Raw genomic sequence first — 12,908 nt, 5'->3', positions numbered from 1 at the left:
CCTAAAATTAACGTTACCTTAAATGTATTCAATTACAGACTAGGAATTTTTTCAATTACCATCGTTATATCTTGTTTATCGTAATAAATACAAGTCATTTCTTGCATATCAACTTTCCATTTTTCAACACCCGCTTCGGCTGATTGCTTACAGAAAGTGAAGTAATCGGTTTCGCCAGCTTGGTGAATTTTTAAAGCGTATTTCAGCTTTTCCACATTGCCTTCTTCTGATATTGCTAAGGAAGCATACTTCGCTTCCGACTCAATTTGAAAATTATCTTTTCCAACATATTTTGTATGTCCGTCGTAAACGTAATGTTCATAGCTCGTTAAGCCCAAAACAATAAGGTTTTGGATATACTGTGGAAAATCTGCACCGCTTTTTACTTTTGAGTGAATCTCTTTGATTTGATTAATTGTAAACATGTCTTTTTGTGTTTAAATGTGATACAAATTTGGGAGATTTACTTGGCTTGAAATTGTAAAAAATCGTTTACTTCTCGTTCTTCTTAATAAATTTTTCAGGCGTTTCACCTGTGAAATGCTTGAAGTCTTTGATAAAATGCGCTTGGTCGAAATAGTTGTTTTCAAAGCAAATTTCAGTCAGTGATTTTACTTGATTCAGGCTATCAAGTACGGCATGAAACCTAACGATTGACGCAAATTTTTTAGGAGAAGTACCAACTACTTGTCGGAATCGTTTCTCAAATGGACTTTGGCTGATGCAAAGCAAATTTGCCAACTCTTTGATTTTAACATTTCCTTTATGATGATAAATGTATTGAATAGCTTTGATGACGAGCTGGTCATCTTTCTTTTCGATGATATGAGCAAGTAAAAACTGTTCTACAATATAAATTCTGTGTTCATCGCTTTTGGAAAAGCTAAGAGCTTCTTCCACTTTTTCTAAATCATATTGATTCATAAAATGTTCTAGCGAAACACTTTCTGCAAATAATTCATTGATAGGTGTTTTGAGGAAATAAGACGCTCCGATTTCATTAAAAAATACCAATACAGAACCAATATTAGGATTACTCTTAAAAACTCTGAAACCATCTTGTAAACCCGTAACGCCCGTACTTGCTAATTTGTTTTCTCCTTCTTGAGAAAGATACGCCAAACTACCTTTGTACTGAAAGCCCATTACAAGCCCAGTAGAAGGAAAAACCTTATAAGTTTGTTCTTCGGAAACTTCCGAAATGACCAAATGTTTGATATAAGGTTTTAGCAAAGCAGATGGAAGAATCTTTTCAAATTTCATTTATCAAATTGATATTAAACAGGCGAAAGCAATTTTTCGAAATTCCGCTGTTTGAGCGAAGCGAGGCGGTTCGCCGCTGCGATTCGGAATTTCTTGAATTTCTTTTGTTACTTTTCTTGTTTAAGACAAGAAAAGTAAGCTATGGCTAATAGTATTTTACTATTATGACCAAACTAAATTAACAACTTTATAAACATAATCTAAGACTGTTAAGCCTTTATCTTTTCCTAAACCATTAGATTTTACAAGTCTTAATCTTTATAAGCTAAAAACTAAGACTAAAACCTACAATACATGAAGAGAAATTCCACTATCATGCTTAATTTACGAATTGAAATTTACTTGAATATATAATTTCCTTTGCTTCAGAAATGCTAAAAGATATAAAAATGATGCGTTTAAGTGTACTTTGTGCCTTATTGTTGATAAGTCTGCAAGGCTTTTCACAAAAAGACACAACCATTACCATTAAAATTCTAGGTGGCTTACAATTTGATTTGCCTCGTTTGGCAGTTCAACCCAATACTCGTCTGACGATTATTCTGGATAATCACGACGATATGGCACACAATATGGTGGTCACTAAACCCAATTTCCGACTAAAAGTAGTAGAGGAAGCCATGAAATTGGGCGATAAAGGGGCAACGATGGATTATGTACCTAATTCTCCTTTGATTATTGCCAATACCAAAATCATTGAACCGGGCAGAATTGATACCATTACTTTTACTTTAGAAAAAGAAGGAATTTATCCTTATGTCTGTACTTATCCCGGACATGGTTTTGTGATGTACGGAGCAATTTATGCCACCAACAAAGCATTGCCCCCTTTAGAAAAAGACATCAATGTACCCGAAGGTCAACGACAAAAAGCAGCAGTTGTTGTTAGTCACGAAGGACATCACATGTCACCGCCTTCACCGCATCCATTTCCATTAAAATACCCATTATTGTATCGCACTTTTATGCCTGACTGTGGACCAGCAGCCATTGTCGTAGCTTTTAACGAAACAGAATCTTATTGTTTTGATGCAGGCAAATGTTATTTAAGATACGCTTGGTCGGGTGGATTTGTGGATAACTCAGAACAATGGAAAGGCAACGGAAGTAAATTAACCAAAATAGTTGGAGAAGTTTATTGGCGAGATAAAACTGATTTTCCTTTCAGAATTGCTAATGTGAAAACCATTCCAACGGTTGATTTTAAAGGTTATCAACTCAACAAAAGATTACCGACTTTCAAATATTTATTGGATAAAGTAGAAGTAACCGAAACCATTCGTTTAAGTGCTGATGGAAAAGCTTTGATTAGAGATTTTACCTTTAAGAACAATAAACAAAAGCTTTACTTTTTAGTCAATACCGACGACGGCATCGTGTACCAAAGCAAATTAGGTAAATTCAACAATGGCGTACTTAGTATTCCAGCTAATGTTCAACGTCTTAGTATTTCCATGAAAAGATGAAAAATCACAACATGCTTCACAACAAAAGAACTTTTACCATATCCTTTGGCTGTTTGTTGGCTTTACTGTTTTTTAATGCAAGCCTGAAAGCACAAACTATTACGCCCAAAGACTCTGCGGCAAATTATTATGAAGTAGAAAACATTACTTTACCCGACGGTTTAGTTGCCGAAACAGGTGCAATTGGCTTTATGCCAGATGGACGTTTTGTAGCCTGTTTTCATCGTGGCGAAGTAATGATGTACAACCAGAAAACCAAACAATGGAAAATGTTTGCCGAAGGTTTGCATGAACCTTTGGGCATGATGGTGATTAATAATCATGAAATTTTAATCATGCAACGCCCAGAACTTACTCGTGTAAAAGATACCGACGGCGATGGCGTAGCCGATGTTTATCAAACTGTAACAGACGATTTTGGGATGTCGGGCAATTACCATGAATTTGCCTTTGGTCCAATAGCCGATAAACAAGGAAATCTTTTTATCGCTTTGAATTTAGCCTCGAACGGTGCAGGAATCAGGAATGAAATTCGTGGAAAATATGATTCACTTTCTCGTCCGGGACGAATGTACTCTTGCGTGCCTTATCGTGGTTGGATTATGAAGTTAGGCAAAGATGGTATTTTAAAACCTTTTGCCGTAGGTTTTCGCTCGCCAAATGGTTTGGGTTTTGATGCACAAGGCAGATTATTCGTTTCTGATAATCAGGGCGATTGGTTAGGGACAAGTAAATTATTTCATGTAGAAGAAGGGAAGTTTTACGGACATCCTGCTGGTTTGATTTGGAAAGAAGATTTTCCAAGAGTCGTACCGATTAATTTACCTGTTGCCCGCTTAGACAGTATGCGAACTAAAGAATCCATTCAGTTTCCGCATGGATATTTTGCTAATTCGCCCACACAACCAATTTTAGAAAATACAGGAGGAAAATTTGGAATGTTTGGCGGACAAATGTTGATTGGCGACATGGATCATAAATACGCAATTCGACTATTGATGGAGGAAGTAGGCGGAGCAATGCAAGGGGCTTGTATTCCTTTGAATTTTGGTTCAAAAATGCGAATTGGAAATAATCGTTTGGCTTTTGCTCCCGACGGAAGTTTGTGGGTTGGACAAAACGACCACGGTTGGGTTGGAGCAAGAGGTATTCAACGCATTACTTGGAAAGGCAAAAACCATTTAGATATTATGGCAATGAAACTTACCAAAACAGGGTTTGACTTAACATTCTCTATGCCACTCGACCCAGCCAAAGCACAAGATTTACTCAATTATAAATTCCGTCGTTTTTATTATGAGTATCATCAAGCCTATGGTTCAAAGCAATTTGATGTAAAAGACGTTCCAGTACAATCCATCAAACTTTCAGCCGATGGCAAAACTGTTTCTTTGACCTTAGCAGAATTAAAAGCAGGTTATGTGTATGAACTAAAAACAGGCGATATAGAAAGTACAGATGGTAAATACCTATTCAATAATTTGATTTGCTATACTTTGAATCAGTTGAGGTAGTTATTGGGGGGGAGATGGTAAAGGTTATTCATTTAACATAGTTCTTATTTCATTTTGTAAAATAGGTAAATGCTTAATCACAATTCCCCAAATTACATCATCAGAAACAGAGTCATAGCCGTGTATAATTCTATTTCGAGTATCAACTATTTTTCTGGCATTTGTGATGAGTATTGTCTCATCACGTTTTAAAATTCGATTGAGAGCTTCACCTATAATTTCGATGTTTCTTTCAACAGCTCTTTTTGTTCTCAAATCATTTTGATATACAGAAAATATTTTTGGAACATCATCAAAGAAGCTTTCAATTTCCATAATGGCATTTAAAATATCATAAAGCCATACTTTAATGTCATTGTCCATAAACAAGTTGTCTTTGTTGATTTACAGATTGTTTGAAATATGGATTTTTGATAGCTTTTTCTTCCAGTAGGTCGATGGGTCTTTTAAGCATTTCTTGTAAAGAAAATTTGAAGTCAAAATAGTTATCGGCATAATCTTCCACTGCAATATTTGAGAAGTCCACAATTAAATCAATATCACTTTCATTATTAAAGCTATCAGTCAGAACCGAACCAAAAGCATACAGGCTTTTAACTTTGTGATTTTCACAAAGTTTAATTATCTCTGATATGTATGATTCAAGGTTTTTCATTTGTCAGAATATTATCACTCAAATGTAAATGATTTTCTTGATTCTTGTTGTATTTACTGGTACAAGTGAAGATTTGATTTGTGTTTGCATACTTTAATGAAAGTAAAAGAAGCCAAAAGGCAAGCGTAATAAATCCGAAGGATTTAAAGGTTTATAGAAAATCCCCAAAAACGACAACCATTGTTCGACCCCGGAGGGGTCATACTTCTCATCGTCTTATTTTTCCTATAAACATTTAATCCATTCTGGATTAGTGTATGCCTTTAGTGACGTTTTTCGCCTTTGTTGGTGTTTTTTACTAACAAAACGTGCGACAGCAAAGGAGGTTGTCAGTGAAGACACTGACAACGGCAAGTGGCTAATACATTTTTGTTGACTTATAATGGCTTTCTACTGGTTTACCTTCACTCCAAAAGTAAAAAAAGAGCGTCTCGCTCACAAATAACTCAATAGTTCAGAGGCAACCATTTACAATAAGTAAAGGTTAGTGTCAGGATGATATGGTGCGTCATCTTTTTCTGTTGAACGATGATATAAAAATGATGAAGAGCCACCATTTTTTGTTGAATGTTGATGTAAAAATGATGAAACTCCACCATTTTCTATTGAACGTTGATGTAAAAACGATGATGTACCACCACTTTCTGTTGAAGGTTGATGTAAAAATGATGAAGCGTCACCATTTTTTGTTGAACGATGATGTAAAAATGATGATACACCACCATTTTCTGTTGAACGATGATATAAAAATGATGATACGTCACCATTTTTTGTTGAACGATGATGTAAAAACGATGAAGCGTCACCATTTTTTGTTGAATGATGATGTGAAAATGATGATGCGTCATCATTTTCTGTTGAATGAAGAACTATAAAGTATGAAGCATCACCTTTTTTTGTTAATTGTTCATTACTAGAAGGTAAGCTTCAATAGCAGGAGTTTATTCCCTTGATTAGGGAAAGAATACCATCCTTCTAAACTAAGCCCAATTTTTTCTAAAAGCTTTTTTGAACTTGCATTTTCAGGCATCGTAATACCATAGACGATGGGCAATTTTAATGTATCTTTTGCGTAAGTAATCGTGGCACTGGCAATTTCAAAAGCGTAGCCTTTTCCTACATATTCTGGTAAAAAAGCGAAACCAATATCGGGGAAATCAAGATTATCTCTCTTAATTAATCCACACATACCAATCGGGGTCAAATCGTCTTTGGTCGCTACCAAACTTAAACCATAGCCATTTTCTGTATAGCTTTTCATGGGGCCGTTTAATAAGTAGGCTTTTGCATCTTCTTCGGTATGCACGTTTTTGTCGCCAATAAAGGCTAACCAACCTTCGCTGTTTAATAATTGAATGATAAATTGAGTATCGTCAAGATTGTATTCACGCAAGATGAGTCTTTCGGTTGTTAGTATTTTATTCATGTTGATGAGTCGTAAGAATTTCTGTTTTTTTATCAGCGAAGGAATGAAATCAAATAAGCTAACATATTAGGTTATTCTGAGCAAACCCTATTAATTAGCAAATGTATAAAATTATTCAAAGGGATAATTTCTTGAGGATAATAATCCCAATTTTACAAAACAAGATTAATCTTACAATATGCTCAATATTCCCATCATCAGTTTTGTTATACTTTTAGGTTTATTACAAGCCATAGTATTGAGTGGTATTTTGTTCTTTTCAAAGCGAGATAATCCTATCAAACAATACTTTTTAGCTTGGCTTATCCTCATTTTTGCCTACAATAGTTTTGAGATTTTGATGTTCACACTAGGGAAATCGAGTAGCTTTTTCTTTATTGATAACTACATTCCCTTTGTGCATATTTATTGTTTAGGGACACTGCTGTTTCTTTATATTGTAGCCAATACAATTGGTGTTGAAGCCCTCAGTCGCCCTAAATGGTTCTACTTTTCTCCTGCATCACTTTGTTTGGTGGTCAACTTAAGCTTTGTTTTATTAATTCATTTTACTGCTTCAGATGAACCTAAACGTTCACAGTTATTCACAATTTATAGAAGTGTCATTGATGTAGAACGCCATTTAATGATAGTCGTTTTTGCTTGGTTTTTATTCCAATCATACAAAACACTACAACTTTGGTATGGTGATATTTCGTTGATGGATGACGTGAAGGAAGAGAAAGCAATTATCTACAGATGGCTAACTTTATTGCTTTATGTTTTTTTAGGAACGTTAATTGTTTGGGCTTTTACTATTTATGGAAGTGTGTTGTTGCATCAAGAAAGCAATATGTTATTTTACCTGCCTCTTGAATGTTGGTTGTCGTTTGTGATGTACTGGATAGCTTTTATGGGCTTTCATAGAATCAGCATTATAAGAATTGACAAACAAAAAAATAACCAATCTATCCTTGATTTATTGGGAGAAAAACAAGTAAATGAAGCCATCGAACGATTGAAAAAAGTAATGGAAGAAGAACAATATTACTTGAATCCTGAGTTAAATCTTGCCAAAGTATCAGAACTCACAGGATTAAATCCTAAAATCATTTCTGCCATTTGTAATCAAATACTCCATAAAGGCTTTGGCGAATTTATCAATGAATATAGAATAGAAGAAGCCAAGCAGAGATTATCAAACCCACAAAATAATCATTTAACCATTCTGAGTATCGCTTACGATGCTGGTTTTAATTCATTGCCTACTTTTCAGCGTTCATTCAAGCAAGTAACTGGAATGACGCCAACTGCCTTTCAAAAAAAATCTCAGGAATGATAGTCAAATCGTGATTTGAGTAGAATTAGGTGTTCAAAAACCTGTTTTTTGCCCTAAATTCTAATTTTTAATACTCATTTCACTTATGCAACTCAAATCATTTTTTCAGAAGTTTGCTGCCTGTTTTATCTTAGGCATTACTTTATCGGCTGACGTTTTACTAGTTGGCAGAGACAAAAGACCTATTTGGATTAGTCCTGCAATGGTATTTGGTTTAGCAGGACTATGTTTTTTTGCTTCAATCATTTACGCCATTGTTTGGTATTTTAAGACCAAAAGTAAAGAGGAAGATTTACCTCAAAAGTCACAATTTATATTAGATTTCATTCGCTATGCTTTAGCTTTTAATGTAGCGAGTTTTGGATGGAAAAAAATCTTTGGACAACAATTTGTGGTTCCTCAGCATATTGCAGATATACCAATGAGCCAACAGTCGGGCGAGTGGCTTACTTGGTTTTATTTTGGACATTCCTATCCTTTTGCTTGTATTGTAGCAAGTATGCAGATTGTTGGTTCTCTGCTGTTCCTGTTTCGTAAAACACAGATGTTGGGTTTATTTGTGCTGTTGCCCGTCATGCTTAATATTTTATTAATCAATGTTTTTTATGAGATGAATGGTGGGGCATTGATGCAGTCTATTGTGCTAGTGATGGGTGTTTTATATTTTTTGTTATTGGAATGGGATAAGTTAATGCTTTTCTTTTTTCAGAAAAATGAGGATGATGCAAGCCTAAGTGTGAGTAATAATCCCATCAAAAATATAGTAAGATTTTCGGCTATTGTTTTTGCCTTACTCTTTGTTTATCGCCTTGAAAATGAGCCAAAGCAAAATGAGATTTTGATAGGTTCTTATGATGTAAAATCGCTTAAAGTCAATAATAAAGCAATTAATGTGGATTCATGTATCATGGACTCTACTCTTACTAAAATCTATTTTGATATTGGAGATGTTTGTGTATTAGAATTTAATCGAAGTAATCGTCGTAAAATAGGGCATTACGATTTTGATAATGTTCAAAAGCAAATCAAATTAACGTTTGAACAAAGCCCTGAAAAAATAGAAGTACTGACTGCAAAACTGATTCAATTAGAAGACCCTCAACAAATGCTGATGTTGGCTAAGATGGGAAGTGATTCACTTCAAATAACATTGCAAAAACTGAAATAAGTGTAATCGTATCCTGAATAAAAGAGATAGTGTTTAAGAGAGAAATCTTTAGACACTATTTCCTTTTTTAAAACCATAAGGACAATGTTTACAGCCATTTTTACAACAATAACCTCTTTTTAAATGATAGGCTTCTGTAAAAACCATAAAGCCATTTTCATTTAAGTAAAAGTCTTCTGCTGTTAATCCTTGTCGATTATTATCGTTTTGTTCGTTTGTTTTCTTCATACTACTAAATCAACCCTCAATTTTGTAAAATGTTCAATACTTTGTAAATTTGGATTATGCGTATTCAAAAAAAGAATAGCGTTTCTTCAAACATGAATGATTTTTATCCTAAATACCAACGTTCAGCGATAGGCTTCAACAAGCATATCAGTAACCGTGTGTTTACGACAAGCTCATTGTATGGTCACTTCTGTAAAATTCATCGTATTCTTTCTGTATTTGTACTAATTCTGTACGTGATTGGTTTGTCTGGATTGAATGATTGAAAAATTGTTATCTGTTTTTAAAGGGTAATTTGTAGTGGCAACTCTTGCAGTTGCCGTTTCATGCGAGGCAACCGCAAGGGTTGCCACTACAGCAAATTATTGGTTAAACAAGCATTTTAAAAGCTAGTAATATTAATACTGAATTGAGATTTTTAAATCACTCATTCACAATTCACTCAATCACCAATTCCAAAAATGACAGCACAAATTTCAAGCGCATCGGCATCAGAAAAAGCCATGCAATTAGAAAACCGTTTCGGCGCACATAATTATCATCCAATGCCAGTAGTCCTTCAAAAAGGAGAAGGCGTATTTGTATGGGATGTAGAAAATAAAAGATATTTCGATTTCCTTTCAGCTTACAGTGCGGTAAATCAAGGACATTGTCACCCAAAAATTGTTCAAGCTTTAGTTGAACAAGCACACAAACTTACACTTACTTCTCGTGCTTTTTATAGCGACCAGCTAGGTATTTGTGAAAAATTCCTTTGTGAATACTTCGGTTACGACAAAGTATTGATGATGAACTCAGGCGTAGAAGGAGGGGAGACCGCCCTGAAACTTACTCGTAAATGGGCTTATAAAGTAAAAGGCATTCCACAAAATCAAGCTAAAACGGTTTATGCCGCAGGCAATTTTTGGGGAAGAACCTTGGCAGCGATTTCTTCTTCAACCGACCCATCAAGCTATGCTGATTATGGTCCACTTTTGCCGGGTTATGAAATCATTCCTTATAATGACTTAGATGCTTTAGCTGAGATTTTGAAAGACCCAAATGTAGCAGGATTTATGGTTGAGCCGATTCAAGGCGAAGCAGGAGTAGTAGTACCAGACGAAGGTTATTTGAAAAAAGCCTATGAAATGTGTCGTGCGAAAAATGTATTATTCATTGCAGATGAAGTACAAACAGGCATTGCCCGCACAGGAAAACGTTTAGCTTGCGATTATGAAGATTTTCAACCAGATATTTTAATTTTAGGGAAAGCACTCTCTGGCGGTACTTATCCAGTGTCGGCCGTTTTTTGTAGAGATGAAATTATGCTTACCATCAAACCAGGCGAACATGGCTCTACTTATGGAGGAAACCCATTGGCTTGTGCCGTTGCGATGGCAGCATTATCAGTCGTGAAAGATGAAAACCTAGCCGACAATGCCATGAAAATGGGAGAATTGTTTCGTGAGAGAATGACAAAGTTAATTGCCCAGCGTTCAGATTTAATTAGATTGGTCAGAGGAAAAGGTTTATTAAATGCCATAGAAATCAATACCGATGAAGAAAGCGAGACCGCATGGAATTTATGTGTAGCTTTTAAAGAAAACGGTTTATTAGCCAAACCAACACATGGAAACAAAATTCGTTTTGCTCCACCTTTGGTTATCACAGAAGCACAAATGAATGAAGCCTGTGATATTATTGAAAAAGTAGTGTTGAATTGGGAGTAATAAAAAATAGGCTCGCCGAATTTCGGTGAGCCTATTTTTTATCGAGTAATTTCTCTTCTTAATCTACTTAATGACTGAGGTGTAATGCCTAAATAATTTGCCAAGTAAATCTGTGGCGTTCGCCTGATAAGTTCAGGTTTTGTTTTTGATAATATCTCATAACGCTCCTTGGCTGTTTCTGAAATAAAAGAACGAACCCTCATTTCCTGTAAAACAGTGTAATTTTCATAAATTATTCTACCAAGACGTTCCCACTTTGGAGATTGAGCATAGAGGAGATGCAAATTTACTTTCGTAATGACGCACAAATCACAATCTTCAATTGCTTGAATATATTCAGTACTCGGTAAGCCCAAAGAGTAAGAAGTAGTATTTGAAAAGATTTGATTTTCAATGGTAAGGTCGAAGGTAATGTCAACTTTTTCTTTGATGAAATAAGAACGTACCATGCCTTTGTTGATAAAAGCAACGTCAGCATTATATTCTCCTTCTTTTACCCAAAACTCTCCTTTTTTCAGTGTGATGTCAGTAAAATAGGGTTGAGCTAAATCAAGATCTTCATCAGAAAAATCAACGTACTTTCGCACGAAGGCGATTAAATTATCTCTCATGTTGATGTGGTTGTATATTTTTATATTTGGCTTTGGATAAGGATTAAACAATAAACTTTAATACAGAATAATTGTTCAATATAAATGAAATAAATTCAGATAATTAATACTAGCTAGGTATCTTGATTATCTGCGATTTATTCAATCGTTTGTTATGACATAAATACCTTCATAAAGTCACATCAAAAACCATAAATAAAATGTTACAGTATGTAATTAACGCTTTTGACGGAAGCGATGCCGAAGCACAAAACCGTAGAATGACAGCCCGCCCACATCATTTGGAATGTGTCAGAAAATTAAAAGAAAACGGAAACTTTTTATTAGGAGGAGCAATCCTGAATGAATCAGGACAAATGATAGGTTCAACCATGATTGTTCAATTTGAAACAGAAACGGCATTTCAAGATTGGTTCAATAACGACCCTTACAATACAATGGGCGTTTGGCAACAAACAGAAGTGCATCCTTTCAGAGTGGCCAATGTGTAAATGGAAAGGTAGGAAGTTTCCTATCCTTTCTTAAATAATTGTGCGATTTTAGAAAGTGGCTTCATCCATAAAGTGTACCAATGAGGCTTTAAATTATTAATTCTCCATGCTCTTCTATCTTCCATATTTGCCCTGTAGCGATGTTTCAAAGAGGCTGTACTTGTACCTCCATTTCTCATCGTCATAAGCGTAAGGGGTAAATACTGAACCGTCAAATGCTTTTTGTAAAGCATTCTTAGCATAAATTCATAGTCACCAGAACAAGTAAAATCAGTTACGAAATATCCATATTTTTCAAATGCAGCTTTTTTTATATAGAAAGAAGGGTGTGGAGGCATCCAGCCATTCAACCAGTTTTCTCTTGAGTACTCACCTGATTTCCAATAGCGAACGATTGTATAGATGTCATCTGGATTAATAAACTGGATGTCACCATATATCGCATCTGTCTGGTATTGAAGAAATGTTTTTGCTACATTGCTGATAACTTGATTATTAGGATAAAAATCATCTCCACCAATTGTTCCAATTACTTCTCCTGTAGCCATTTTTACGCCTTTATTCATGGCATCGTAAATACCTTTGTCGGGTTCTGAAATAAATTTTATTTTATCTCCAAACGACTTTAAAATTTCTACCGTACCATCTTTTGATGCACCATCAACCACGATGTACTCAAGTGCTGGGTAATCTTGTGCTAAAACACTTTCAATGGTTTGGCGAATAGTGGCAGCGCTATTGAAGGAAACTGTAATGATAGAAATTTTCATAAAGGGCTATTTTGCTAAGATTACAAAGATAAGGATAATTTTATTCGTCAAAAAAAACAACGAAATGTTCAGTCTTTTCTCAGGATAAATCAGCTACAAGAAATGAGGAGAAAAATTCAAAAAGGGAACATACAACAAAGTCATATTTTGATTGTAAAAAAAATGTAAAATAATTTAAATATTTTTTCTTTAACTCATTGTAATTCAAAAAGAATCCTCTAATTTTGCAGTCCAATTAAGAGAGAGCGTTTTCTTTGTTTTTATATGGGTTGGCAGAACTCAATAAAAA

General features: G+C 34.9%; 16 protein-coding genes. 7 read left to right on the top strand and 9 right to left on the bottom strand.

Annotated elements, in window-relative coordinates; genetic code table 11:
* Positions 1-32: 32 nt before the first annotated feature.
* Together ABID42_RS01555 and ABID42_RS01550 are read right to left on the bottom strand one after the other, a co-directional pair.
* Positions 33-425: a DUF1398 domain-containing protein gene (locus tag ABID42_RS01555; protein ID WP_367282151.1), complete on the bottom strand. Its 393-nt coding sequence runs from the start codon at positions 423-425 to the stop codon at positions 33-35.
* A gap of 67 nt (positions 426-492) precedes the next feature.
* On the bottom strand, positions 493-1,263 hold the full coding sequence (locus ABID42_RS01550) for a helix-turn-helix domain-containing protein (protein ID WP_367282150.1): 771 nt from the start codon (positions 1,261-1,263) through the stop codon (positions 493-495).
* Positions 1,264-1,634: 371 nt separating this feature from the next.
* Between ABID42_RS01550 and ABID42_RS01545 the strand changes: the two genes are divergently transcribed.
* A complete protein-coding gene (locus ABID42_RS01545; RefSeq protein ID WP_367282149.1) occupies positions 1,635-2,729 on the top strand; it encodes a plastocyanin/azurin family copper-binding protein in 1,095 nt (364 codons plus the stop codon).
* Complete coding sequence (locus ABID42_RS01540) at positions 2,726-4,243, top strand: DUF7133 domain-containing protein (protein ID WP_367282148.1); 1,518 nt, start codon at positions 2,726-2,728, stop codon at positions 4,241-4,243. The genes ABID42_RS01545 and ABID42_RS01540 overlap by 4 nt, the downstream gene beginning before the upstream one ends.
* Before the next feature lie 24 nt (positions 4,244-4,267).
* On the opposite strand, the gene ABID42_RS01535 is transcribed toward ABID42_RS01540, so the two are convergent.
* From ABID42_RS01535 to ABID42_RS01520, 4 genes are all read right to left on the bottom strand, one after another.
* Positions 4,268-4,606, bottom strand: coding sequence for a HepT-like ribonuclease domain-containing protein (locus tag ABID42_RS01535; protein ID WP_323257098.1), 339 nt, complete (start codon positions 4,604-4,606; stop codon positions 4,268-4,270).
* Positions 4,596-4,898: a nucleotidyltransferase family protein gene (locus ABID42_RS01530; protein WP_323257096.1), complete on the bottom strand. Its 303-nt coding sequence runs from the start codon at positions 4,896-4,898 to the stop codon at positions 4,596-4,598. Before ABID42_RS01530 ends, ABID42_RS01535 begins: the two co-directional genes overlap by 11 nt.
* Positions 4,899-5,500: 602 nt before the next feature.
* Entirely contained in the window at positions 5,501-5,749 is a 249-nt protein-coding gene (locus ABID42_RS01525; RefSeq protein WP_367282147.1) for a hypothetical protein, read from the bottom strand.
* A gap of 62 nt (positions 5,750-5,811) precedes the next feature.
* Complete coding sequence (locus ABID42_RS01520; protein ID WP_367282146.1) at positions 5,812-6,324, bottom strand: GNAT family N-acetyltransferase; 513 nt, start codon at positions 6,322-6,324, stop codon at positions 5,812-5,814.
* 178 nt (positions 6,325-6,502) lie between these two features.
* Here ABID42_RS01520 and ABID42_RS01515 point away from each other — a divergent pair, with 178 nt between their 5' ends.
* Both ABID42_RS01515 and ABID42_RS01510 read left to right on the top strand, forming a co-directional pair.
* Complete coding sequence (locus ABID42_RS01515) at positions 6,503-7,642, top strand: helix-turn-helix domain-containing protein (protein ID WP_367282145.1); 1,140 nt, start codon at positions 6,503-6,505, stop codon at positions 7,640-7,642.
* 85 nt (positions 7,643-7,727) lie between these two features.
* Positions 7,728-8,810, top strand: a complete 1,083-nt coding sequence (locus ABID42_RS01510; protein WP_367282144.1) for a hypothetical protein — start codon at positions 7,728-7,730, stop codon at positions 8,808-8,810.
* Positions 8,811-8,858: 48 nt separating this feature from the next.
* Here ABID42_RS01510 and ABID42_RS01505 read toward each other — a convergent pair whose 3' ends face one another.
* The gene (locus tag ABID42_RS01505) at positions 8,859-9,038 is read right to left on the bottom strand and encodes a C1orf53 family protein (protein ID WP_323257086.1); all 180 of its coding nucleotides are present in this window, start codon (positions 9,036-9,038) and stop codon (positions 8,859-8,861) included.
* Between the two features lie 56 nt (positions 9,039-9,094).
* On the opposite strand from ABID42_RS01505, the gene ABID42_RS01500 reads away from it, so the two are divergent.
* Positions 9,095-9,304 carry a hypothetical protein gene (locus tag ABID42_RS01500; RefSeq protein WP_367282143.1) on the top strand — a complete coding sequence of 70 codons (210 nt, stop codon included), beginning with the start codon at positions 9,095-9,097 and terminating at the stop codon, positions 9,302-9,304.
* 195 nt (positions 9,305-9,499) lie between these two features.
* Positions 9,500-10,747, top strand: a complete 1,248-nt coding sequence (rocD, locus tag ABID42_RS01495) for an ornithine--oxo-acid transaminase (RefSeq protein WP_367282142.1) — start codon at positions 9,500-9,502, stop codon at positions 10,745-10,747.
* A 38-nt stretch (positions 10,748-10,785) separates the two neighbouring features.
* Here the strand turns inward: rocD and ABID42_RS01490 are convergent, their stop codons facing one another.
* The gene (locus ABID42_RS01490; RefSeq protein WP_367282141.1) at positions 10,786-11,358 is read right to left on the bottom strand and encodes a Crp/Fnr family transcriptional regulator; all 573 of its coding nucleotides are present in this window, start codon (positions 11,356-11,358) and stop codon (positions 10,786-10,788) included.
* A 200-nt stretch (positions 11,359-11,558) separates the two neighbouring features.
* Between ABID42_RS01490 and ABID42_RS01485 the strand changes: the two genes are divergently transcribed.
* Positions 11,559-11,849 (top strand): YciI family protein, encoded by a 291-nt coding sequence (locus ABID42_RS01485; protein ID WP_367282140.1) that lies wholly within the window; start codon positions 11,559-11,561, stop codon positions 11,847-11,849.
* 20 nt (positions 11,850-11,869) lie between these two features.
* Here ABID42_RS01485 and ABID42_RS01480 read toward each other — a convergent pair whose 3' ends face one another.
* The gene (locus tag ABID42_RS01480; protein WP_367282139.1) at positions 11,870-12,619 is read right to left on the bottom strand and encodes a glycosyltransferase family 2 protein; all 750 of its coding nucleotides are present in this window, start codon (positions 12,617-12,619) and stop codon (positions 11,870-11,872) included.
* Between the last annotated feature and the right edge of the window lie 289 nt (positions 12,620-12,908).

It is taken from the genome of Arcicella rosea (genome assembly GCF_040543805.1).
Classification (GTDB): domain Bacteria; phylum Bacteroidota; class Bacteroidia; order Cytophagales; family Spirosomataceae; genus Arcicella; species Arcicella rosea.
The sequence above is the reverse complement of the archived record's forward strand: the minus strand, read 5'-3'. Positions and strand labels throughout refer to the sequence as shown.

What these genes read in the sequence shown, in the direction of transcription:
- ABID42_RS01555 (WP_367282151.1), bottom strand. Translation starts at nt 425, where the DNA reads ATGTTTACAATTAATCAAATCAAAGAGATTCACTCAAAAGTAAAAAGC.
- ABID42_RS01550 (WP_367282150.1), bottom strand. Translation starts at nt 1,263, where the DNA reads ATGAAATTTGAAAAGATTCTTCCATCTGCTTTGCTAAAACCTTATATC.
- ABID42_RS01545 (WP_367282149.1), top strand. Translation starts at nt 1,635, where the DNA reads ATGCTAAAAGATATAAAAATGATGCGTTTAAGTGTACTTTGTGCCTTA.
- ABID42_RS01540 (WP_367282148.1), top strand. Translation starts at nt 2,726, where the DNA reads ATGAAAAATCACAACATGCTTCACAACAAAAGAACTTTTACCATATCC.
- ABID42_RS01535 (WP_323257098.1), bottom strand. Translation starts at nt 4,606, where the DNA reads ATGGACAATGACATTAAAGTATGGCTTTATGATATTTTAAATGCCATT.
- ABID42_RS01530 (WP_323257096.1), bottom strand. Translation starts at nt 4,898, where the DNA reads ATGAAAAACCTTGAATCATACATATCAGAGATAATTAAACTTTGTGAA.
- ABID42_RS01525 (WP_367282147.1), bottom strand. Translation starts at nt 5,749, where the DNA reads ATGATGACGCATCATCATTTTCACATCATCATTCAACAAAAAATGGTG.
- ABID42_RS01520 (WP_367282146.1), bottom strand. Translation starts at nt 6,324, where the DNA reads ATGAATAAAATACTAACAACCGAAAGACTCATCTTGCGTGAATACAAT.
- ABID42_RS01515 (WP_367282145.1), top strand. Translation starts at nt 6,503, where the DNA reads ATGCTCAATATTCCCATCATCAGTTTTGTTATACTTTTAGGTTTATTA.
- ABID42_RS01510 (WP_367282144.1), top strand. Translation starts at nt 7,728, where the DNA reads ATGCAACTCAAATCATTTTTTCAGAAGTTTGCTGCCTGTTTTATCTTA.
- ABID42_RS01505 (WP_323257086.1), bottom strand. Translation starts at nt 9,038, where the DNA reads ATGAAGAAAACAAACGAACAAAACGATAATAATCGACAAGGATTAACA.
- ABID42_RS01500 (WP_367282143.1), top strand. Translation starts at nt 9,095, where the DNA reads ATGCGTATTCAAAAAAAGAATAGCGTTTCTTCAAACATGAATGATTTT.
- rocD (WP_367282142.1), top strand. Translation starts at nt 9,500, where the DNA reads ATGACAGCACAAATTTCAAGCGCATCGGCATCAGAAAAAGCCATGCAA.
- ABID42_RS01490 (WP_367282141.1), bottom strand. Translation starts at nt 11,358, where the DNA reads ATGAGAGATAATTTAATCGCCTTCGTGCGAAAGTACGTTGATTTTTCT.
- ABID42_RS01485 (WP_367282140.1), top strand. Translation starts at nt 11,559, where the DNA reads ATGTTACAGTATGTAATTAACGCTTTTGACGGAAGCGATGCCGAAGCA.
- ABID42_RS01480 (WP_367282139.1), bottom strand. Translation starts at nt 12,619, where the DNA reads ATGAAAATTTCTATCATTACAGTTTCCTTCAATAGCGCTGCCACTATT.